This window comes from Streptomyces sp. NPDC008001, from assembly GCF_042958085.1.
GTDB lineage: Bacteria > Actinomycetota > Actinomycetes > Streptomycetales > Streptomycetaceae > Streptomyces.
This window is the reverse complement of sequence record NZ_JBIBIZ010000005.1, coordinates 322,270-340,615: the sequence shown is the minus strand read 5'-3', so window position 1 is coordinate 340,615 and position 18,346 is coordinate 322,270. Positions and strand designations below refer to the sequence as shown.

Annotated in this window: 22 protein-coding genes; 7 read left to right on the top strand and 15 right to left on the bottom strand. The window is 74.3% G+C overall.

Annotation, left to right across the window (positions count from 1 at the left end; all coding sequences use genetic code 11):
- Positions 1-7: 7 nt before the first annotated feature.
- The 3 genes from ACFZCD_RS15650 to hisI are packed head-to-tail and all read right to left on the bottom strand — an operon-like array spanning position 8 to position 2,593.
- Positions 8-622: a TIGR02234 family membrane protein gene (locus ACFZCD_RS15650; protein WP_391830946.1), complete on the bottom strand. Its 615-nt coding sequence runs from the start codon at positions 620-622 to the stop codon at positions 8-10.
- 49 nt (positions 623-671) lie between these two features.
- Entirely contained in the window at positions 672-2,213 is a 1,542-nt protein-coding gene (locus ACFZCD_RS15645) for an anthranilate synthase component I (RefSeq protein WP_391830944.1), read from the bottom strand.
- Between the two features lie 11 nt (positions 2,214-2,224).
- Positions 2,225-2,593: a phosphoribosyl-AMP cyclohydrolase gene (gene hisI, locus ACFZCD_RS15640; RefSeq protein ID WP_391830942.1), complete on the bottom strand. Its 369-nt coding sequence runs from the start codon at positions 2,591-2,593 to the stop codon at positions 2,225-2,227.
- 74 nt (positions 2,594-2,667) lie between these two features.
- Here hisI and ACFZCD_RS15635 point away from each other — a divergent pair, with 74 nt between their 5' ends.
- From ACFZCD_RS15635 to ACFZCD_RS15625, 3 genes are read left to right on the top strand one after another with little or no spacing between them, the layout of a single operon-like run.
- Positions 2,668-3,504 carry a hypothetical protein gene (locus tag ACFZCD_RS15635; RefSeq protein ID WP_391830940.1) on the top strand — a complete coding sequence of 279 codons (837 nt, stop codon included), beginning with the start codon at positions 2,668-2,670 and terminating at the stop codon, positions 3,502-3,504.
- A gap of 46 nt (positions 3,505-3,550) precedes the next feature.
- Complete coding sequence (locus ACFZCD_RS15630) at positions 3,551-4,183, top strand: TIGR03085 family metal-binding protein (protein ID WP_391830938.1); 633 nt, start codon at positions 3,551-3,553, stop codon at positions 4,181-4,183.
- Between the two features lie 40 nt (positions 4,184-4,223).
- A complete protein-coding gene (locus tag ACFZCD_RS15625; protein WP_391830936.1) occupies positions 4,224-4,766 on the top strand; it encodes a DoxX family protein in 543 nt (180 codons plus the stop codon).
- A gap of 34 nt (positions 4,767-4,800) precedes the next feature.
- Here ACFZCD_RS15625 and hisF read toward each other — a convergent pair whose 3' ends face one another.
- Genes hisF through hisD form a run of 8 tightly spaced genes read right to left on the bottom strand, consistent with a single transcriptional unit; the run spans position 4,801 to position 10,517 of the window.
- On the bottom strand, positions 4,801-5,556 hold the full coding sequence (gene hisF / locus ACFZCD_RS15620; RefSeq protein ID WP_391830934.1) for an imidazole glycerol phosphate synthase subunit HisF: 756 nt from the start codon (positions 5,554-5,556) through the stop codon (positions 4,801-4,803).
- The gene (locus ACFZCD_RS15615) at positions 5,553-5,954 is read right to left on the bottom strand and encodes a RidA family protein (protein ID WP_391830932.1); all 402 of its coding nucleotides are present in this window, start codon (positions 5,952-5,954) and stop codon (positions 5,553-5,555) included. The genes hisF and ACFZCD_RS15615 overlap by 4 nt, the downstream gene beginning before the upstream one ends.
- Positions 5,951-6,676: a bifunctional 1-(5-phosphoribosyl)-5-((5-phosphoribosylamino)methylideneamino)imidazole-4-carboxamide isomerase/phosphoribosylanthranilate isomerase PriA gene (gene priA / locus ACFZCD_RS15610; protein WP_391830930.1), complete on the bottom strand. Its 726-nt coding sequence runs from the start codon at positions 6,674-6,676 to the stop codon at positions 5,951-5,953. The genes ACFZCD_RS15615 and priA overlap by 4 nt, the downstream gene beginning before the upstream one ends.
- Complete coding sequence (gene hisH / locus ACFZCD_RS15605; RefSeq protein ID WP_391830928.1) at positions 6,673-7,314, bottom strand: imidazole glycerol phosphate synthase subunit HisH; 642 nt, start codon at positions 7,312-7,314, stop codon at positions 6,673-6,675. The genes priA and hisH overlap by 4 nt, the downstream gene beginning before the upstream one ends.
- Positions 7,311-7,478, bottom strand: coding sequence for a hypothetical protein (locus ACFZCD_RS15600; RefSeq protein WP_391830926.1), 168 nt, complete (start codon positions 7,476-7,478; stop codon positions 7,311-7,313). The genes hisH and ACFZCD_RS15600 overlap by 4 nt, the downstream gene beginning before the upstream one ends.
- Entirely contained in the window at positions 7,478-8,071 is a 594-nt protein-coding gene (gene hisB / locus ACFZCD_RS15595; RefSeq protein WP_391830924.1) for an imidazoleglycerol-phosphate dehydratase HisB, read from the bottom strand. The genes ACFZCD_RS15600 and hisB overlap by 1 nt, the downstream gene beginning before the upstream one ends.
- Positions 8,068-9,174 carry a histidinol-phosphate transaminase gene (locus tag ACFZCD_RS15590; protein WP_391831324.1) on the bottom strand — a complete coding sequence of 369 codons (1,107 nt, stop codon included), beginning with the start codon at positions 9,172-9,174 and terminating at the stop codon, positions 8,068-8,070. The genes hisB and ACFZCD_RS15590 overlap by 4 nt, the downstream gene beginning before the upstream one ends.
- A 5-nt stretch (positions 9,175-9,179) precedes the next feature.
- Positions 9,180-10,517, bottom strand: a complete 1,338-nt coding sequence (gene hisD / locus ACFZCD_RS15585; RefSeq protein ID WP_391830922.1) for a histidinol dehydrogenase — start codon at positions 10,515-10,517, stop codon at positions 9,180-9,182.
- A 208-nt stretch (positions 10,518-10,725) separates the two neighbouring features.
- Here hisD and ACFZCD_RS15580 point away from each other — a divergent pair, with 208 nt between their 5' ends.
- Genes ACFZCD_RS15580 through ybaK form a run of 3 tightly spaced genes read left to right on the top strand, consistent with a single transcriptional unit; the run spans position 10,726 to position 13,565 of the window.
- Complete coding sequence (locus tag ACFZCD_RS15580; protein ID WP_391831322.1) at positions 10,726-12,264, top strand: oxidoreductase; 1,539 nt, start codon at positions 10,726-10,728, stop codon at positions 12,262-12,264.
- 44 nt (positions 12,265-12,308) lie between these two features.
- Complete coding sequence (locus ACFZCD_RS15575) at positions 12,309-13,046, top strand: LON peptidase substrate-binding domain-containing protein (RefSeq protein ID WP_391830920.1); 738 nt, start codon at positions 12,309-12,311, stop codon at positions 13,044-13,046.
- 18 nt (positions 13,047-13,064) lie between these two features.
- A complete protein-coding gene (gene ybaK, locus ACFZCD_RS15570; protein ID WP_391830918.1) occupies positions 13,065-13,565 on the top strand; it encodes a Cys-tRNA(Pro) deacylase in 501 nt (166 codons plus the stop codon).
- 288 nt (positions 13,566-13,853) lie between these two features.
- Here the strand turns inward: ybaK and ACFZCD_RS15565 are convergent, their stop codons facing one another.
- From ACFZCD_RS15565 to ACFZCD_RS15550, 4 genes are all read right to left on the bottom strand, one after another.
- Positions 13,854-14,480 (bottom strand): ABC transporter permease, encoded by a 627-nt coding sequence (locus tag ACFZCD_RS15565; protein ID WP_391830916.1) that lies wholly within the window; start codon positions 14,478-14,480, stop codon positions 13,854-13,856.
- A 56-nt stretch (positions 14,481-14,536) separates the two neighbouring features.
- On the bottom strand, positions 14,537-15,373 hold the full coding sequence (locus ACFZCD_RS15560) for an ABC transporter permease (RefSeq protein WP_391830914.1): 837 nt from the start codon (positions 15,371-15,373) through the stop codon (positions 14,537-14,539).
- Between the two features lie 40 nt (positions 15,374-15,413).
- A complete protein-coding gene (locus tag ACFZCD_RS15555; RefSeq protein WP_391831320.1) occupies positions 15,414-16,394 on the bottom strand; it encodes an ABC transporter ATP-binding protein in 981 nt (326 codons plus the stop codon).
- A 111-nt stretch (positions 16,395-16,505) separates the two neighbouring features.
- Positions 16,506-17,837: an NYN domain-containing protein gene (locus ACFZCD_RS15550; RefSeq protein ID WP_391830912.1), complete on the bottom strand. Its 1,332-nt coding sequence runs from the start codon at positions 17,835-17,837 to the stop codon at positions 16,506-16,508.
- Positions 17,838-18,092: 255 nt separating this feature from the next.
- On the opposite strand from ACFZCD_RS15550, the gene ACFZCD_RS15545 reads away from it, so the two are divergent.
- Entirely contained in the window at positions 18,093-18,263 is a 171-nt protein-coding gene (locus tag ACFZCD_RS15545) for a hypothetical protein (protein ID WP_391830910.1), read from the top strand.
- Positions 18,264-18,346 lie beyond the last annotated feature (83 nt).

The following is an 18,346-nucleotide window of genomic DNA, read 5'->3' as shown; positions in this document are numbered from 1 at the left end:
GGGCGTGTCACGCCCTCGTCGGGTCCTCGCCGCGGTCGAGGGCCTTCCACAGCTCCTCCGGACGCTCGGGGTCGGGGGCGGTCCGCGCGCGGCGCGGGCGGGGGGTGCCGTCGCGCTCGTACCGGCTGGACATGGCGGGCCAGTGGCGGCCGTGGCGCAGGGCCAGGAGCCCGGCGAGCAGCAGCAGGACGCCGCCCGCGAGGGCGACCCAGGGCCAGGCGGTGTGGGTGACGTGGTCGACGGCGCCGCTGGTGAGGCCGCCGGCCTTGGCGGCCTGCTCCTCCAGCGCGGAGGTGTCGCCCGCGCCCGTGACCGCCGCGGCGACGACCCCGGCGCCCGCCAGGACGAGCCCGGCGGACACGACGGTGCGCCAGACGCCGCGGACGGCGAAGACCGCGACGAGGGCGGCGAGGCCGACGACGGCCAGGGCGCCGGGCAGGCCCGTGACGTCCTGGCCGCTGACGTGCTTGGTGACGGTGCTCTGGGCGACGGTGGTCGTGCCCTCGGCCCAGGTGCGGCCGCCCGCGAGCAGGGCGAGGGCGGCGCCGGCGGCGCCCAGGAGCAGGGCGGCGCCCACGGTTCGGCCGGCCGGGCGGGGGGTGGATACGGCTGCAGTGCTCACGCACACCACTATCCCCCATCGCCTTTCCGTCGCCCGAGAGGGAGGCGGGCTAGCCGAGGCGGTTGGCCGTGTGGACGGCGCGGAGGACCGCCGCCGCCTTGTTGCGGCACTCCATGTCCTCCGCCGCCGGGTCCGAGTCGGCGACGACGCCCGCGCCGGCCTGGACGTAGGCCGTGCCCTCCTTCAGGACGGCGGTGCGGATGGCGATGGCCGTGTCGGAGTCCCCGGCGAAGTCCAGGTAGCCGACGCAGCCGCCGTAGAGCCCGCGCCGCGACGGCTCCAGCTCCTCGATGATCTGCATGGCCCGGGGCTTGGGCGCGCCGGAGAGCGTGCCGGCGGGGAAGCAGGCGGTGAGCACGTCGAAGGCGGTGCGCCCGGCGGCCAGGCGCCCGGTGACCGTGGAGACGATGTGCATGACGTGGCTGTAGCGCTCGACCGACATGAAGTCGACGACCTCGACGCTGCCGGGCTCGCAGACCCGCCCGAGGTCGTTGCGGCCGAGGTCGACGAGCATCAGGTGCTCGGCGCGCTCCTTGGCGTCGCCCAGGAGCTCCTCGGCGAGCGCCGCGTCCGCCTGCGGGGTGGCGCCGCGCGGCCGGGTGCCGGCGATGGGGTGCACCATGGCCCGCCCGTCCTCGACCTTGACGAGCGCCTCGGGGCTGGAGCCGACGACGTCGAAGGCCGCGCCTTCCCCCGCGGGGAAGCGGAACAGGTACATGTACGGGCTGGGGTTCGTGGCCCGCAGCACGCGGTAGACGTCGAGCGCGGAGGCGGTGCAGGGCGTCTCGAAGCGCTGGGACGGCACGACCTGGAAGGCCTCGCCGGCGCGGATGCGCTCCTTGATGTCCTCCACGGCGGCCATGTAGTCGGGGCCGCCCCAGCGGGCGGTGTACTCGGGCAGCTCGGAGGGCGGCAGGGCGGTGGGCGCCGAGGGCGCGGGCCGGTGCAGGTCGGCGGCCATGGCGTCGAGGCGGGCGACGGCGTCGGCGTACGCCTCGTCCACGCCGGTGTCGAGGTCGTTGTGGTTGATCGCGTTGGCGATCAGCAGGACGGTGCCGTTCCAGTGGTCGAGGACGGCGAGGTCGGAGGTGAGGAGCATGGTCAGCTCGGGCAGGCCGAGCGGGTCGCGGTCCTCGCCGCCGTGCTCGCCGATCCGCTCCAGACGGCGGACGACGTCGTAGCCGAGGTAGCCCACCATGCCGCCGGTGAAGGGCGGCAGCCCGGCACCCTCCATGAGGTCGCGCGGGGTGTGCAGGGCGGCCACGGTGGCGCGCAGCGCCTCCAGCGGGTCGCCGTCGGCGGGCACGCCGACGGGCGGGGTGCCCAGCCAGTGCGTCCGCCCGTCGCGCACGGTGAGGGTCGCCGCGCTGCGGACGCCCACGAAGGAGTAGCGCGACCAGGTGCGGCCGTTCTCGGCGGACTCCAGCAGGAAGGTGCCGGGCCGTTCGGCCGCGAGCTTGCGGTACAGGCCTACGGGCGTGTCGCCGTCGGCGAGGAAACGCCGGGTGACCGGGATGACCCGGCGGTCCTTCGCGAGCGTGCGGAAGGTCTCGGCGTCCGGCGCGATGTCACCGGTGGTCGTGGCAGCCATGGCAGCGGAGCCTACTGGCCCAGCGGGAGGACACCGGCATCGAAACAGGTGCGGTCGCCTGTGTGGCAGGCGGCGCCCACCTGATCGACCTTGACGAGGAGGGTGTCGGCGTCGCAGTCCAGGGCCACGGACTTCACGTGCTGGACGTGTCCGGACGTGTCGCCCTTGACCCAGTACTCCCGGCGGCTGCGGCTCCAGTAGGTGCAGCGGCCGGTGGTGAGGGTGCGGTGGAGCGCCTCGTCGTCCATCCAGCCGAGCATCAGCACCTCGCCGGTGTCGTACTGCTGGGCGATGGCGGGGACGAGCCCGTCGGCGCTGCGCTTGAGGCGTGCGGCGATGGCGGGGTCGAGGGAGGAGGCGGGGGCGGTGTTGCCGGTCATGGGTCCATTCTGCCGCGCGGACCGGCCGGGACCCCCCGGACGGGGCTGTCAGTGCCGTACGGCATGCTTCGCCCATGAGTACTCCGCCCTCGAACTCCCCGCAGCCGCCCGGTGGTGGCGGTGGGTTCGGCCCGCCGCAGCAGTTCGGGCCGCCGTCAGCCCAGCCGCCCGCCCCGCCCTACGGACAGCCGCAAGCGCCGCAGGGGTACGGACAGCAGCCGGGTTTCGGTCAGCAGCAGCCCGGCTTCGGCCAGTACGGGCAGCAGCAGTACGGACAGCAGTACGCCCCGCCGATGCCGCCCCCGCCCTCCGGCGGTAACGGCGCCAAGGTCGCCGCGTTCGTCATCGGCGGCGTGCTGCTGGTCGGTCTCGTCGTGGGCGGCATCATGCTGGCCTCCGGTGGCGGCGGCAAGGACAAGCCCGTCGCCAAGCCGAAGAGCTCGGCGAGCCCGTCGCTCGCGCCGTCCGCGCCCGCCGTGGACCCCGACGGCCCGGGCAACGACCCGTCGCGCCCCGACCCGTCCGCCTCCTCCGGTGCCCCGTCGGTCGCCCGCGTGCCGTACGTGGTGCTCAAGCCCGGCCAGTGCTTCGACCACCCGCGGATGTCCGCCGGCCTCACCGAGGTGAAGACGAAGCCGTGCAGCGGTCCGCACGACGGCGAGGTCATCGCCAACGAGACCCTGACCGGCAAGTTCGACTCCGAGCTGGACATCCAGACCAAGGCCCGGGAGATGTGCAAGAAGGACGCGCAGGACCGGATGCGCTCCATAACCGACGGCAAGAACTACTACTCGTACGTGCTCTACCCGACCCCGTTGACGTACTCCCGCGGCCAGGACCAGATCACGTGCTCGATGACGCTGAGCATCTCGCAGGGCGGCCAGAAGATGGACAAGCCGCTGCCCGAGTAGCCGCGGGGGCGTGGCAGCGGCGGGGCGCCGGCCGTAGGGTGGCGCCATGTCGACCCACGCCCAGCACGAACGTCTGCTCCTCGCCGACCTGTTGGAATCGGCGGGTCCGAACGCCCCCACGCTCTGCGCCGGCTGGCGCACGCGCGATCTGGCGGCCCACGTCGTCGTGCGGGAGCGCCGCTCCGACGCCGCCGCCGGGCTCGTGTTCAAGCCGCTGGCCGCACGCCTGGAGCGGGTGCAGGCGGAGTTCGCCGCCAAGCCGTACGAGGAGCTCCTCCAGCTCATCCGCACCGGACCGCCACGGCTGTCGCCGTACGCCCTCAAGCAGATCGACGAGGCCGCGAACACCGTCGAGTTCTACGTGCACGCCGAGGACGTGCGCCGGGCCCAGGAGGACTGGGCCCCGCGCGAGGTGGATCCCGTCTTCGCGGACGCCCTGTGGACCCGTCTGGAGCGGGTGGCCCGGATGCTCGGCCGCCGCTCCCCCGTGGGCCTGGTCCTGCGCCGCCCCGACGGCCGCACGGCGGTCGCGCAGCGCGGCGTGCCGGTCGTGACCGTCACCGGGGAGCCCGGTGAGCTGACCCTCTTCGCCTTCGGCCGCCAGACGGCCGCCCGGGTGGAGCTTGAGGGCGACAAGGACGCGGTGGCCAAGCTGGAAGGCGCACAGCTGGGAATCTGAGGCCCGTGCCGGTCCCCGACCCGGAGAGGTGTCCACCGCCATGGCTCACACCAGCAGATCCTCCCGTTACACCCCGGCGGCCGCCGTGCCGCCGCGCCCGGCCGGCTTCTCCCTGGGCATCCTGCTCCTGCGCATGATGCTCGGCATCATCATGGTCGCGCACGGCACGCAGAAGCTGTTCGGCTGGTTCGACGGCCCCGGCCTCGACGGGACGGCGAAAGGATTCGCCGCCTGGGGCTATCCCGCGCCCAGGACGATGGCCGTGGTCGCCGGCCTCAGCGAGGGCCTGGGCGGGGCGGGCCTCTTCCTCGGGCTCCTCACTCCGCTCGCCGCGGCCGCCGTGCTGGGCACGATGGTCAATGCGCTCGGGGTGACGTGGGACGGGGGGTTCCTGCTGCCGAAGGGCGTGGAATTCACCCTTCTGGTGGCCGTCTCGGCGGCGGCGCTCGCGCTCACGGGCCCCGGGAGGTACGCGGCGGACGCCTACCTCCCCGGCCTGCGGTACCACCGGCTGTCCTACGGGATCGCCGCGATCGTCCTCGCGCTGGTGACGGGAGGGGTCTTCCTGCTGATCCGCGATTAGCCCGCCGGGGCGAAGCGCCCCGGCGGGGGAAGGCCTAGCGGACCGGGTGGCCCGCCTCGCGCAGGGCGCTTTTGACGTCCGCGATGCGCAGGTCGCCGAAGTGGAAGACCGACGCGGCCAGGACCGCGTCCGCCCCGGCCGCCACCGCCGGGGCGAAGTGCTCCAGGCGGCCCGCGCCGCCGCTCGCGATGACCGGCACGGTGACGTGCTTGCGCACGGCCGTGATCATCTCGGTGTCGTAGCCGTCCTTCGTGCCGTCGGCGTCCATCGAGTTCAGCAGGATCTCGCCGGCGCCCAGCTCGGCCGCGCGGTGCGCCCACTCGACGGCGTCGAGGCCGGTCCCGCGGCGCCCGCCGTGGGTGGTGACCTCGAAGCTGCCGGCGGGGATGCGCCGGGCGTCCACGGACAGGACCAGCACCTGGCGGCCGAAGCGCTCGGCGATCTCCCGGATCAGCTCCGGCCGCTCGATGGCCGCCGTGTTGACGCCCACCTTGTCGGCCCCGGCCCGCAGCAGCTTGTCGACGTCCTCCGCGGTGCGGACGCCGCCGCCGACGGTCAGCGGGATGAAGACCTGCTCGGCGGTGCGGCGCACCACGTCGTAGGTGGTCTCGCGGTTGCCGGAGGAGGCGGTGATGTCGAGGAACGTCAGCTCGTCGGCGCCCTCCTGGCCGTAGACCTTGGCCATTTCCACCGGGTCGCCCGCGTCGCGCAGGTTCTGGAAGTTGACGCCCTTGACGACCCGGCCGTTGTCGACGTCCAGGCAGGGGATGACTCGGACCGCCAGGGTCATGTGCTCGTTGCTCCTCGGTACGCTTCCAGCTCGACTTCGACCAGGACGCGCGAGTCGAGGAAGCCGGAGACGACGACCAGGGTCGCCGCCGGGCGGACCGCGTCGAAGATCTCCTTGTGGGCGCGGCCCACCTCGTCCACGTCGCGCGCGTGGGTCAGGTACATCCGGGTGCGGACGACGGCCTCGGGGCCGAGGCCGAACCGCTCCAGGGCGGCGAGGGCGTTGCCGAAGGCCGACCTGGCCTGTTGGTACGGGTCGCCCTCGCCGTGCAGCACGGTGCCGGTGAACGGCATGGTGCCGGCCACCAGCACCCGGTCTCCCGCCGCGACCGCGCGCGCACAACCGAACGCCTCTTCCCAGGGACTGTCGCTCTGCACACGCTCCACGGCTTCGGTCATACGGACACAGCCTCCAGGGCCTCTTCCAAGGTGAACGCCTTGGCGTAGAGGGCCTTGCCGACGATGGCGCCTTCGACACCCTCCGGTACCAGGTTGGCGATCGCCCGCAGATCGTCAAGGGAGGAGACCCCGCCGGAGGCGACGACCGGCTTGTCGGTGGCGGCGCAGACGTTCTTCAGGAGCTCCAGGTTGGGGCCCTGCAGGGTGCCGTCCTTGGCGATGTCGGTGACGACGTAGCGGGCGCAGCCCTCGCGGTCGAGGCGGGCCAGGGTCTCGTAGAGGTCGCCGCCGTCGCGGGTCCAGCCGCGGCCGCGCAGCGTGGTGCCGCGGACGTCCAGGCCGACCGCGATCTTGTCGCCGTGCTCGGCGATGACCTTGGCGACCCACTCGGGGGTCTCCAGGGCGGCGGTGCCGAGGTTGACGCGGGTGCAGCCGGTGGCGAGGGCGGCGGCGAGCGAGGCGTCGTCGCGGATGCCGCCGGAGAGCTCGACCTTGATGTCCATGGCGCCGGCCACCTGGGCGATCAGCTCGCGGTTGTCGCCGGTGCCGAAGGCGGCGTCCAGGTCGACCAGGTGGAGCCACTCGGCGCCCGAGCGCTGCCACGCGAGGGCCGCCTCCAGCGGGGAGCCGTAGGAGGTCTCGGAGCCGGACTCGCCGTGGACGAGCCGCACGGCCTGGCCGTCGCGGACGTCGACGGCGGGGAGGAGTTCGAGCTTGCTCACAGGGTTCCGATCCAGTTGGTGAGGAGCTGGGCGCCGGCGTCGCCGGACTTCTCGGGGTGGAACTGGGTGGCCCACAGCGGGCCGTTCTCCACGGCGGCGACGAAGGGCTCGCCGTGGGTGGCCCAGGTGACCTTGGGGGCGCGGATGTGGGGGTTGGTCACTTCGAGGCTCCACTCGCGCACCGCGTAGGAGTGCACGAAGTAGTAGCGGGTGTCCGCGTCGAGGCCGGCGAAGAGCTGCGACTCGGCGGCGGGGGTGACGGTGTTCCAGCCCATGTGGGGGACGACGTCGGCCTTGAGGGGCTCGACGACGCCGGGCCACTCGTCCAGGCCGTCGGTCTCCGTGCCGTGCTCGATGCCGCGCTCGAAGAGGATCTGCATGCCGACGCAGATGCCCATCACCGGGCGGCCTCCGGAGAGCCGGCGGCCGACGATCCAGTCGCCGCGGGCGGCGCGCAGGCCCTGCATGCAGGCCGCGAACGCGCCGACGCCGGGGACGAGGACGCCGTCGGCGTTCATGGCCTTGTCGTAGTCGCCGGTGATCTCGACGTCCGCGCCGACGTGGGCGAGGGCGCGCTCGGCGGAGCGGACGTTGCCGAAGCCGTAGTCGAGGACGACGACCTTCTTCGGGGCGCTCATGACCACAGTCCTTCGATCCGGAGGGTGCCGGCGGTCAGGCACATCGCGGCGCCTATCCCGAGGAGCACGATGATGCCCTTGGGCATGCCCTGCTTGAGGAAGGAGATGATGCCGCCGACCAGGAAGAGGCCGACGACGATGAGCGTGGTGGACAGGCCGGTCACTAGAGCGCACCCTTCGTCGACGGAATGATCCCGGCAGCGCGCGTGTCCCGCTCGCAGGCGTAGCGCAGGGCGCGGGCGAGGGCCTTGAACTGGCACTCCACGATGTGGTGGGCGTTGCGCCCGTAGGGGACGTGCACGTGCAGGGCGATCTGGGCCTGCGCGACGAAGGACTCCAGGATGTGCCGGGTCATCGTCGTGTCGTACGCGCCGATCATGGGCGCCATGTTCCCGGGCTCGGTGTGCACGAGGTAGGGGCGGCCGGAGAGGTCGACGGTGACCTGGGCGAGGGACTCGTCCAGCGGGACGGTGCAGTTGCCGAAGCGGTAGATGCCCGTCTTGTCACCGAGGGCCTGCTTGAAGGCGGCGCCCAGCGCGAGGGCGGTGTCCTCGATGGTGTGGTGGGTGTCGATGTGCAGGTCGCCGTCGGTCTTGACGGTGAGGTCGAAAAGGCCGTGGCGGCCGAGCTGGTCGAGCATGTGGTCGTAGAAGCCGACCCCGGTCGACACGTCGACCTGCCCGGTCCCGTCGAGGTCGATCTCGACGAGGACGGAGGTCTCCTTGGTGGTGCGCTCGACGCGCCCAACGCGGCTCATGTGGTGCTCTCCTTGCGAATGGCGCGTACTGCGTCCAGGAAGGCGTCGTTCTCCTCGGGGGTGCCGGCGGTGACCCGCAGCCACCCCGGCACGCCGTTGTCCCGCACGAGCACGCCGTGGCCGAGGATGGCCCGCCACGCGGCGTGGCTGTCCTGGAAGCGGCCGAACTGTACGAAGTTGGCGTCCGAGTCGGTCACTTCGCAGCCCATGGCGCGCAGCTCGGTGACGAGGCGGTCGCGTTCGGCCTTGAGCTGCTCGACGTAGCCGAGCAGGGTGTCCGTGTGCTCCAGGGCGGCGAGCGCCGTGGCCTGGGTGACGGACGAGAGGTGGTACGGCAGGCGGACGAGCTGGACGGCGTCGACCACGGCGGGGTCCGCGGCGAGGTAGCCGAGGCGCAGCCCGGCGGCGCCGAAGGCCTTGGACATGGTGCGGGAGACGACCAGGTTCGGGCGGCCCTCGATGAGGGGCAGCAGCGAGGGGCGGTGGCTGAACTCGCCGTACGCCTCGTCGACGACGACGAGCGAGGGCCCGGCCGCCTGGGCGGCCTCGTACAGCCGCAGGACCGTCTCCGCCTCGACCGCGGTGCCCGTGGGGTTGTTGGGCGAGCAGACGAAGACGACGTTGGGCCGCTGCTCGGCGATGGCGCGCTCGGCGGCCTCGACGTCGATGGTGAAGTCCGCGCGGCGGGGGCCGGAGATCCAGCCGGTGCCGGTGCCGCGGGAGATCAGGGCGTGCATCGAGTACGAGGGCTCGAAGCCGATGGCGGTGCGGCCGGGTCCGCCGAAGGTCTGCAGCAGCTGCTGGAGGACCTCGTTGGAGCCGTTGGCCGCCCACACGTGCCGCATGGTGACCTCGTGCCCGGCGGTGCGGGTGAGGTAGGCGGCGAGCTCGGTGCGCAGCTCGACCGCGTCCCGGTCGGGGTAGCGGTTGAGGTGCCGGGCGGCCTCGGCGACGCGCTCGGCGATGCGGGCGACGAGGGGCTCGGGCAGCGGGTAGGGGTTCTCGTTGGTGTTCAGGCGTACGGGCACGTCGAGCTGGGGGGCGCCGTACGGGGACTTGCCGCGCAGTTCGTCCCGGATGGGAAGGTCGTCAATTCCGGTCACGTGCGTCACTTGCCGTCCGGCACCTTCCAGTCGAACCTCGCCTTGACGGCGGCGCCGTGGGCGGGCAGGTCCTCCGCCTCGGCGAGCGTGACCACGTGGCCCGCGACCTCGGCCAGGGCCTCCCGGGTGTAGTCCACGACGTGGATGCCGCGCAGGAAGGACTGGACGGACAGGCCGGAGGAGTGGCAGGCGCAGCCGCCGGTGGGCAGCACGTGGTTGGAGCCGGCGGCGTAGTCGCCGAGGGAGACGGGGGCGTACGGGCCGACGAAGATCGCGCCGGCGTTCTGCACGCGGGCGGCGACGGCCGCGGCGTCCGCGGTCTGGATCTCCAGGTGCTCGGCGCCGTAGGCGTCCACGACGGCGAGGCCGTGGTCGACGGAGTCGACCAGGACGATGCCGGACTGGCGGCCGCTCAGCGCGGGCGCGATCCGGTCCTCGACGTGCCGGGTCAGGGCGACCTGGGTCTTGAGCTCCTTCTCGACCGCGTCGGCGAGCTCCTCGGAGTCGGTGACCAGGACGGAGGCGGCCAGCGGGTCGTGCTCGGCCTGGCTGATCAGGTCGGCGGCGACGTGCGCGGGGTCGGCGGTGGCGTCGGCGAGGACGGCGATCTCGGTGGGGCCGGCCTCGGCGTCGATGCCGATGCGGCCCTTGAGCAGCCGCTTGGCGGCGGCGACCCAGATGTTGCCGGGGCCGGTGACCATGTTGACCGGGCGGCACTCCTCGGTGCCGTAGGCGAACATGGCGACGGCCTGGGCGCCGCCCGCCGCGTACACCTCGTCGATGCCGAGGAGCGCGCAGGCGGCGAGGATCGTCGGGTGCGGCAGGCCGCCGAAGTCCGCCTGGGGCGGGGAGGAGACGGCCATGGAGCCGACGCCGGCCTCCTGGGCCGGCACCACGTTCATGATCACGGACGAGGGGTAGACGGACCGGCCGCCCGGCACGTACAGCCCGACGCGCTGGACGGGGACCCAGCGCTCGGTGACCGTGCCGCCGGGGACGACCTGGACGGTCTTGTCGGTGCGGCGCTGCTCGCGGTGGACGATGCGGGCGCGGCGGATGGACTCCTCCAGCGCGGCCCGGACGGCCGGGTCGAGCTCTTCGAGGGCGCGGGTGATCGTCTCGGCGGGGACCCGGATGCGGTCGAGCGTGACGCCGTCGAACCGGTGTGCGTAGTCGATCAGGGCCGCGGTGCCACGATGATGCACGTCCTCGCAGATGGGCCGCACCTTCTCCAGGGCGGCCTCGACGTCGAGTTCGGCTCGGGGCAGCAGGTCGCGGTCGATGCCGGCCTCGGGGGAACCCGGGGCGGAGGCGGTGCCGCGCAGATCGATTCGGGAGATCACACGGTAATTGTCTCAGACCCGTCCCGCCGCACGGCGCCCCGTACCACTCACTGGTACAGGTGTTTCACCGAGAGTGTTCAACCGGTCACCCGGCGGGAATGGGAGGGGTACACCGAGGTGGACGAGGTGGGAGGGGGTGCGGAGCGTGACCGACCCGAGAGACGACGGCCCGCCGCCGGAGCTGGAGCTGACCCGCACCGAGCAGGCCATGTGGAAGGCGTTCCGCGCGGGCCGCACCCATGACCTGCGCACGCCCCGCCCCGAGTGGAACGACCCCCGGGGCACGCACGTGTGGGGCCCCGAGCGCAGCGTGCGGGGCCGCGTCGTGGCCCTCCTCCTGCTGGCCGGGCCGCCCCCGCTGCCGGGCCGGGTCGCCGCCCTCAAGCTGAACGGCGTGCAGATCACCGGCCCGCTCGACCTCTCGGGCGGCACGGTCGTGCCCTACGTCGAGCTGCACAACTGCCGCTTCGAGCAGGAGGTGCTGCTGCCTGAGAGCCACTTCACCACGCTGCGCCTGATCGCCTGCACCCTCCCCCGGCTGGAGGCCGCCCGCCTGCGCACCGAGGGCGACCTGCACCTGCCGCGGTGCGTCGTCCAGCGCGGCATACGGCTGACCGACGCCCAGATAGGCACCGACCTCCTGCTCAACCAGCTGGTCGTGCACCCGGACCGGCGGGGGGTGTCCGTCGCGGCCGACGGCATGAGCGTCGGGCAGGACATGCAGGCGGAGATGATGCGCTCGTACGGCGAGCTGAGCATGCGGGCCGCGACGATAGGGGTCTCGCTGAGCCTGCGCGGCTCCACGCTGAGCAATCCGCACGGGCGGCGCGCCTTCAACGCCCCGCAGCTGACCGTGGAGCGCACGCTCTATCTGACGGGCGCCGGCGTCGGCGGCTATCCGTTCACCACCGGCACCACTCCCCCGTACGGCATCGCCACCACGCCGCAGCACGGCGTCCGCACGCAGGCCTTCGAGTGCCGCGGCGGGGTCCGGCTCGACGACGGCCGGTTCGGCGACGCGGTCGACTTCACCGAGGCGCGGTTCGCGCTGGAGGCCGGCCAGGAGCTGTCGCTGCGCCGCATCCAGACGCCCGAGCTGCGCTTCCTCGGCGAGTGGGCCCAGCGCGGCCGGGTGGTGCTCTCCGGCGCCCGCGTGTCCAACCTGGTCGACCGCTACGACAGCTGGCCCGGCCCCGGCGGCCTGGTGATGGCCGGCTTCTCCTACGAGACGCTGATACCGCTCGGCCACTTCCCCCTCGCGCTGCGCCTGGAGTGGGTGGCCGCCGCGACCCCGGAGTACGCCCCCGAGCCGTACGAAACGCTGGCGGGGGCCCTGCGCGACAGCGGCGAGGACTCCGACGCCCGTGCCGTCCTGCTGGCCAAGCAGCGCCGCCGCCGCGAGACGCTGCCCCCGGCCGGCAAGGCCTGGGGCTATCTGCAGGACTGGATGGTGGCGTACGGCTACCGGCCCGGGCGGGCGGCCGTGTGGATGGCCGTGCTGTGGGCCGCCGCCACGGTCTACTTCACCTGGCGGCCCGTGCCGCCGCTCAAGGAGGGCGAGGGGCCCGCCTGGAACCCCTGGCTGTACTCCCTCGACCTGCTCGTGCCCGTCATCGACCTCGGGCAGGGCAACGCCTGGCGGCCCACGGGCGTGTCGCAGTGGGTGGTCGCCGCGCTGATCCTGCTCGGCTGGATGCTGGCGACGACCGTGGCGGCGGGCGCCTCCCGGCTGCTGCGCCGGCAGTGAACGCCGGGGCGGCACCGGTGCACAGGCCATTAGGCTTACCGGCTGTGACCACCGCGCGCCTGCCCCTCTTCCCGCTGAACTCGGTGCTGTTCCCCGGACTCGTCCTGCCCCTGAACGTCTTCGAGCAGCGGTACCGCGCGCTCATGCGCGACCTGTCGGCGCTCCCGGAGGAGGAACCCCGCCGCTTCGGCGTCGTCGCCATCCGCGACGGCAGCGAGGTCGCGCCCACCGCGCCCGGGCTGCCCGAGGGCGCCCGCCCCGAGCCCGGCCCGGCCTCCGGCTTCGGCCCCGACCCGGTCAAGGCGTTCCACACCGTGGGCTGCGTGGCGGAGGCGGCGACGATCCGCGAGCGCACGGGCGGCACGTACGAGGTCCTCGCCACCGGCACCACCCGCTTCCGGCTGCTGTCCGTCGACGCCTCCGGGCCGTACCTGACCGGCGAGGTCGAGGACATCGAGGAGCAGCAGGGCGAGGGGGCGGGCGCGCTCGCCTCCGGCGTCGTCCGGGCCTTCCGCGCCTACCAGAAGCGGCTCGCCGGGGCGACCGAGCGCACGCTCGCCGGGCAGACCGACCTGCCGGGCGAGCCGTCCGTGCTCTCCTACCTCGTCGCCGCGGCGGCCATGCTCGACACCCCGGCGAAGCAGCAGCTGCTGGAGACGCCGGACACGGCGACGCGGCTGGCGCGCGAGCTGAAAATGCTGCGCACCGAGACCGCGCTGATCGGTAAGCTCCCGTCGCTGCCGGCCACCGACCTGACCCGCCGGCCGACGAACCCCAACTGACCCGGACAGGACGGACCCTTGGCGCGCAAGGCCGGCAAGCAGCAGGCGGGCTCCACCCCGGCGATCGTGGCCCTGGAGAAGGCGGGCGCCGCCTTCTCCGTGCACTCCTACGACCACGACCCGGCGGCCCCCTCCTACGGCTCGGAGGCCGCGGAGGCGCTCGGGCGGGACCCCGCCCAGGTCTTCAAGACGCTCGTCGCCGAGGTGGACGGCGCCCTGACGGTCGCCGTCGTGCCCGTCTCCGGCTCCCTCGACCTCAAGGCGCTGGCGGCGGCGGTCGGCGGCAAGCGGGCGGCGATGGCCGACCCGGCGGCCGCCGAGCGCACCACGGGGTACGTCCGGGGCGGCATCTCCCCGCTCGGGCAGCGCAAGAAGCTGCCGACCGCGCTGGACGCCTCCGCGCGCTCCCACGCGACCGTCTGCGTCTCGGCGGGGCGCCGGGGCCTGGAGGTCGAACTCTCCCCCGCTGACCTGGCCGCTCTCACGGACGCGGTGGTCGCGCCGATCGCCCGCGCCTGATCCTGCGGGTGCCGGGGGTCTGGACGGCCGCTCCTCCCTCGGCTACGACCGTCAGGAGCGGGCCGCCGTGCGTGCGGGCCGCGACCCGGGAGGGACACCCATGTCGAAGCGCACCCGCAAGCGCCGCTGGCGCCTGAAGAAGAACCGCGCCAACCACGGCCGGCGGCCGGCGTAGGACCGTGCCGGGCCGGCCCGGGATCTCAGCGGCCGGCCGGCCCGGCACCGCGGGGCGGGGCGCCCCGCGGCGCTCGGCCACCGGCAAACGCATCCGGCGATGCCGGACCCGGCTCAGGCCGGATTCTCCGGCTCCGCGGGCGGAGCCCACTCGTCCCGCGGCCCGAACAGCGCCGTCAGCACCAGGTGCACGGCCATGGCCGCGAGGGGCCACGCCAGCAGCGCCCCCTTGGCCGCGAGCTTGAGCGGGGCGTCGAAGACGACACCGCGCCCCGCCGCGCGGGCCGCCGCCACCACGTCCGACGTGGGGCCGAGCCACGCGCCGAAACGCCAGGCGACCAGCGAGCCGAGGAAGGAGCCCACGCCGAGGCCGACGACCAGGGGGACGCCCCCGCGCCGCCGGAGCCAGAAGACGACGGCCGCGGCGACCGCACCGCACCCCAGCGCCAGCAGCGCGAACGTGCCGTCGGCACCGATCGCCTGCTCGCCCTCGCTGTTCTTCAGATAGACGGCCTTGCCGTCCGAGATGAGCGGCACCCGCGGCGCCAGCCACCACCACAGCACCCCCAGCAGCAGACCGGAGACGGCCACCGCCGCGGCGACGACCGCGGCCTGCCGCAGCTCGGCGCGCAGTTCGGCACGGCGCTCGGCCCTCTCCTCTTCCGTGAGGAGGGGCGCGGGCGCGGCCGGCCCGGGCTGCCCGTCCGAGGGCTGGTCATGCGGCGTCAGCGGTGCGGTCACCCCGCCATCGTGCCAGGTCGGCGCCGCGGACCCGGCGGCAGGACGGTCCTGGCGCGTCACCGCACGGCCGCCCGGCGGTACGCCCACGTGGCCACGGCCAGCGACACGACGCCCACGGCCGCGCACACGCCCAGGTCGGCCGCGACCACGGCCCAGTCGGGGCGCGCGTCGAAGGAGCGGGCGAGCGCCTCCACCCCGTACGTGGACGGGAGCAGGTCACGGGCGTACGCGATGGGGGCGGGCATGTGCGCGGCGGGCAGGACGCCCAGCAGCAGCGCCGCCGACATGCCGAGCTGCCCGCAGAGCGTGGCCAGCTCCTGGCGCGGCGCGAGCAGCCCGAGGGCCGCGCCGAGCCCGGCGAGGGCCGCGCCGGAGAGCGGGACGACCGCCGCGAGGACCCACAGGTGCCCCATCGGCAGGCCGAAGAGCGCGCTGCCCACGACCGCCGTGACGGCGGTCCCGGGCACGGTGAAGGACGCGTACGCCCCGGCCGCGCCCAGCACGACTGACGCCGGCGGCACCGGCAGCGTCGCGTAGTGGTCGAGGCCGCCGCTGGCGCGGAGCTGGCCGAAGTACTGGGCGAGCAGGTTGAGCGCGACGAAGGCCACGACGAGCACGCTGGAGCCGGCCACGACGGCCCGCGCCTCGTCGCCCCCGTCCACCACCCCGCGCATCATGATCATGATGCCGACGGACTGGAACGTCGCCACGAACAGCAGCGGGATCCGCGCGACCCGGGCCCGCGAGAGCTGAGCGCGGTACACGGCGGCCAGGGCGGGCAGCAGCTTCGCCCGGGGCGCGAGCGGGGCGGCGCCCTCGCCGCCGGACCGCCGGGCCCCGCCCCCGGCCCGGACCGCCCCGGCGGTCACCGCCTCTGCGGATACAGCACTCACCCGGCACAGCTCCTGTTCGCTCCGGTCGGCACGCCTCGGGTCACGCCTTCACCAGCCCCTCCGCACCCTCCGCGCGGCCGCCGAGCGCGAGGTACACGTCCTCCAGGCTCGGCGTGGTGAGGGTGAAGTCGTCGAGCGCGGCGAAGGCGGGCCCGCCGGTCACGGCGGCGACGGCGGCGCGCGCCTCGGCGGGGGCGAGGCGCAGCGTCCAGCGGCGGCCGGCGGCCTGCGCGGCGTCGCGCAGCGCGGCGACCTCGGGGACGTGCAGCGGCGCCTCGTCGCGCCAGACGAGCTCGACGCGGACCTCGTCGCCGACGAGCTCCTTCAGCCCGGCGGGCGTGCCGCAGGCGATGATCCGGCCGCGCTCCAGCACGGCGACGCGGTCGAGGACGGTCTCGGCCTCGATGACGTTGTGGGTGACGAGCAGGACGGTCGCACCGCGCTCGGCGCGCCGCCGGTCGACGGCGGCCCACACGGCGCGGCGCGCGACGGGGTCCATGCCGGCGGTGGGCTCGTCGAGGACGAGCACGGGCCGGTCGCCGACGAGCGCTGCGGCGAAGCAGGCGAGGCGGCGCTGACCGCCGGAGAGCTTCTTGAGGGGGCGGCCGGCGAGCGGGGTGAGGCCCAGCTCCTCCAGGACGGCGTCGCGCTCCGCGCGGGCCTCCCGCAGGCCGAGGCCGCGGAGCCGGCCGGTGGTCTCGGCGGCGAGGGCGACGGTCAGCTCGTCCAGGGCGGTGGACTCCTGGCCGAGGTAGCCGACGAGGCGCGCGGCGCGCTCGGGGTGGCGGACGAGGTCGTGACCGAGGAGCTCGACGCTGCCCTCGTCGGGGCGGAGCAGGCCGGTCAGCTGCCGGACGAGGGTGGACTTGCCGGCGCCGTTGGGGCCGAGCAGCCCGAAGACCTCGCCGCGCCGGATCTCCAGGTCGATGCCGTCGCTGGCGCGCACGGCGGCGGTGCCGGGCGCGCCGCGGCGGCCGCGCGCGGCGGGGTAGGTCTTGACCAGGCCGCGCACGGTGCACACCGTGGCGGCTGCAGCCGCCTCTTTCACGCCCGTCCTCACGAGCAATGAGGGTACGCGGTTGGCCGCGCGCCCCGGCCGTCGGGGCGGCCCCGGGCGGGGAGCGTGGCGCGGTCAGTCGCCCGCCGGGGTCTTCTCCGCGGCCGTGCGGGCGTCGATTTCGCGCCAGAACCCGGCACGGATGGCGTAGCGGTCGTGCTCGTCGATCTGGTCGTCCTTGTGGGCGAGCAGGCCGAACCGGGCGGCGTAGCGCAGCAGCTCCCCGTCGATGCGGTGCGGGATGCGGGGGTATTCGGTGGAGAGGTGCTGGAGGTGGACGGCGTCGGTGAGCCGCTCGGCCCAGCGGCGGGCGAAGACCTGGCCGACCTCGAAGGGGTCGCCGCCGACGGTGGTGATGTCCTCCTCGCGGTCCGCCCAGCGCTGCTCGGCGCTGGTGAGCTGGGCGAGCATCGGCAGGGAGGCGGTTTCGGGGGGCTCGCCGGCCCCGGCCGCGCCGGGGCGTTCGATCCAGCCCTTGTCGGAGGACCAGCGCAGGGTGGCGTTGGCGGCGAGGGCCGAGCCGTTGCTCTGGCCGGTCGCGCCGGACTGGCCGGGGCCGCCGGGGCCGCCGGACTGGGCCGCGGAGGGCTGGGCGGCGAGGCCGCGGCCGAGGGTGGCGAGGTCCTTGGGGGTGGGCACGCCCCGGGTGGCGGGGGTCTCGGGGGCGTCCTGGCCGGCGGGCGCGCCGTCGGCGGTGGCGGGCGCGGCGGGCCGGGAGCCGTTGCGCTCGGCGGGGACCGGTTCGGCGGAGCGGGGGGCCGGGGCGGCGGCGGAGGCCGCGGTCTCGGGGAGGGGGGCGGAGAGGATCGCGGCGATCTCGGGGCCGGGCGCGGGCTGCGGGGCGCACGCGCCGGTGAGCTCCTTGGCGCGGACGGCGCGGGTGATCCACGTGCGGTCGAGGACGCGGCGCTCGTCGGCCTCGGCGACGAGGTCCTCGGACTGGTTGTAGTCGCCGTCGGCGGCCTGGACGGCCCACAGGTGGACGGCGACGCCGTGCTCCTTGGCGGACATCAGGCCGGGCAGGAGGTCGCCGTCGCCGGTGACGAGGACGATGTCGGAGCAGGCGCGGTTGCGGGCGAGCTCGGTGAGCTCGGCGTGCATGGCGGCGTCGACGCCCTTCTGGGCCCAGCGGCCGTCGCTGCGGGTCAGGGCGCCCAGCCGGACGGTGACGCGGGGCATGACGCGGAGCCTGCGGTGCTCGGGCTGGGGCACCCGGTCGGGCGCGCCGTCGAACCAGTAGATCCTCAGGAGGGGCTGCTCGGTCTCGGCCTCGGCGCGCTCGCGCAGCCCCTGGATGAGGATCGCGTGGTCGACGGAGATGCGGGACCGGGCGGGTTCGCCGGCCAGCAGGCTCGCGGCGGCGCCCAGCAGATACCCGGCGTCCACCAGGACGACGCAGCGGTCCACGTTCCACCCTCTTTCTGTGCGTGCAGAAATTGCGGTCGCCCCCCGGCACGGCAGTGCCCCGGTTTTCCTCGGCTTTCCTTGGAGTCTGCCCGACCGTGCGGGGGTTATCAGTCCGAACTGGATCTTCGGCGTGGCGGATACGCCCTCACGGCGGTAAGTGCACCTATCACGCACGGTAATTACCCGAAATGCGCGCTTCGGCGGTGCGTGCGAGGGTGACCGCAGGGGGTCGTCCCGATGTGGAGGCACTTCAGCATGGCGAAGAACAAGGACCGGAAGCAGCCGAAGTCGGCGAGCGCCGCGGAGCGCGGCCAGCAGCAGGCCAAGAGCTCCTCGTTCGAGTCCCAGAGCGAGCAGCGGGCCACTCAGGTCACCCCGGGCGACATGGCCCGCAAGGGCAAGCAGAAGCGCTTCGGCCACAACTGAGCGGCGCCCGGACGGCGCCCGGCCGAAAAGAGAGGGCGCCCACCGGCGCCTTGAAGCGCACGAGGGGCGCACCCGGCTGATCC

Coding starts and splice junctions, on each gene's coding strand:
- ACFZCD_RS15645 (WP_391830944.1), bottom strand. CDS start 2,213: ATGGCTGCCACGACCACCGGTGACATCGCGCCGGACGCCGAGACCTTC.
- hisI (WP_391830942.1), bottom strand. CDS start 2,593: ATGACCGGCAACACCGCCCCCGCCTCCTCCCTCGACCCCGCCATCGCC.
- ACFZCD_RS15635 (WP_391830940.1), top strand. CDS start 2,668: ATGAGTACTCCGCCCTCGAACTCCCCGCAGCCGCCCGGTGGTGGCGGT.
- ACFZCD_RS15630 (WP_391830938.1), top strand. CDS start 3,551: ATGTCGACCCACGCCCAGCACGAACGTCTGCTCCTCGCCGACCTGTTG.
- ACFZCD_RS15625 (WP_391830936.1), top strand. CDS start 4,224: ATGGCTCACACCAGCAGATCCTCCCGTTACACCCCGGCGGCCGCCGTG.
- hisF (WP_391830934.1), bottom strand. CDS start 5,556: ATGACCCTGGCGGTCCGAGTCATCCCCTGCCTGGACGTCGACAACGGC.
- ACFZCD_RS15615 (WP_391830932.1), bottom strand. CDS start 5,954: ATGACCGAAGCCGTGGAGCGTGTGCAGAGCGACAGTCCCTGGGAAGAG.
- hisH (WP_391830928.1), bottom strand. CDS start 7,314: ATGAGCGCCCCGAAGAAGGTCGTCGTCCTCGACTACGGCTTCGGCAAC.
- hisB (WP_391830924.1), bottom strand. CDS start 8,071: ATGAGCCGCGTTGGGCGCGTCGAGCGCACCACCAAGGAGACCTCCGTC.
- ACFZCD_RS15580 (WP_391831322.1), top strand. CDS start 10,726: ATGTGGAAGGCGTTCCGCGCGGGCCGCACCCATGACCTGCGCACGCCC.
- ACFZCD_RS15545 (WP_391830910.1), top strand. CDS start 18,093: ATGGCGAAGAACAAGGACCGGAAGCAGCCGAAGTCGGCGAGCGCCGCG.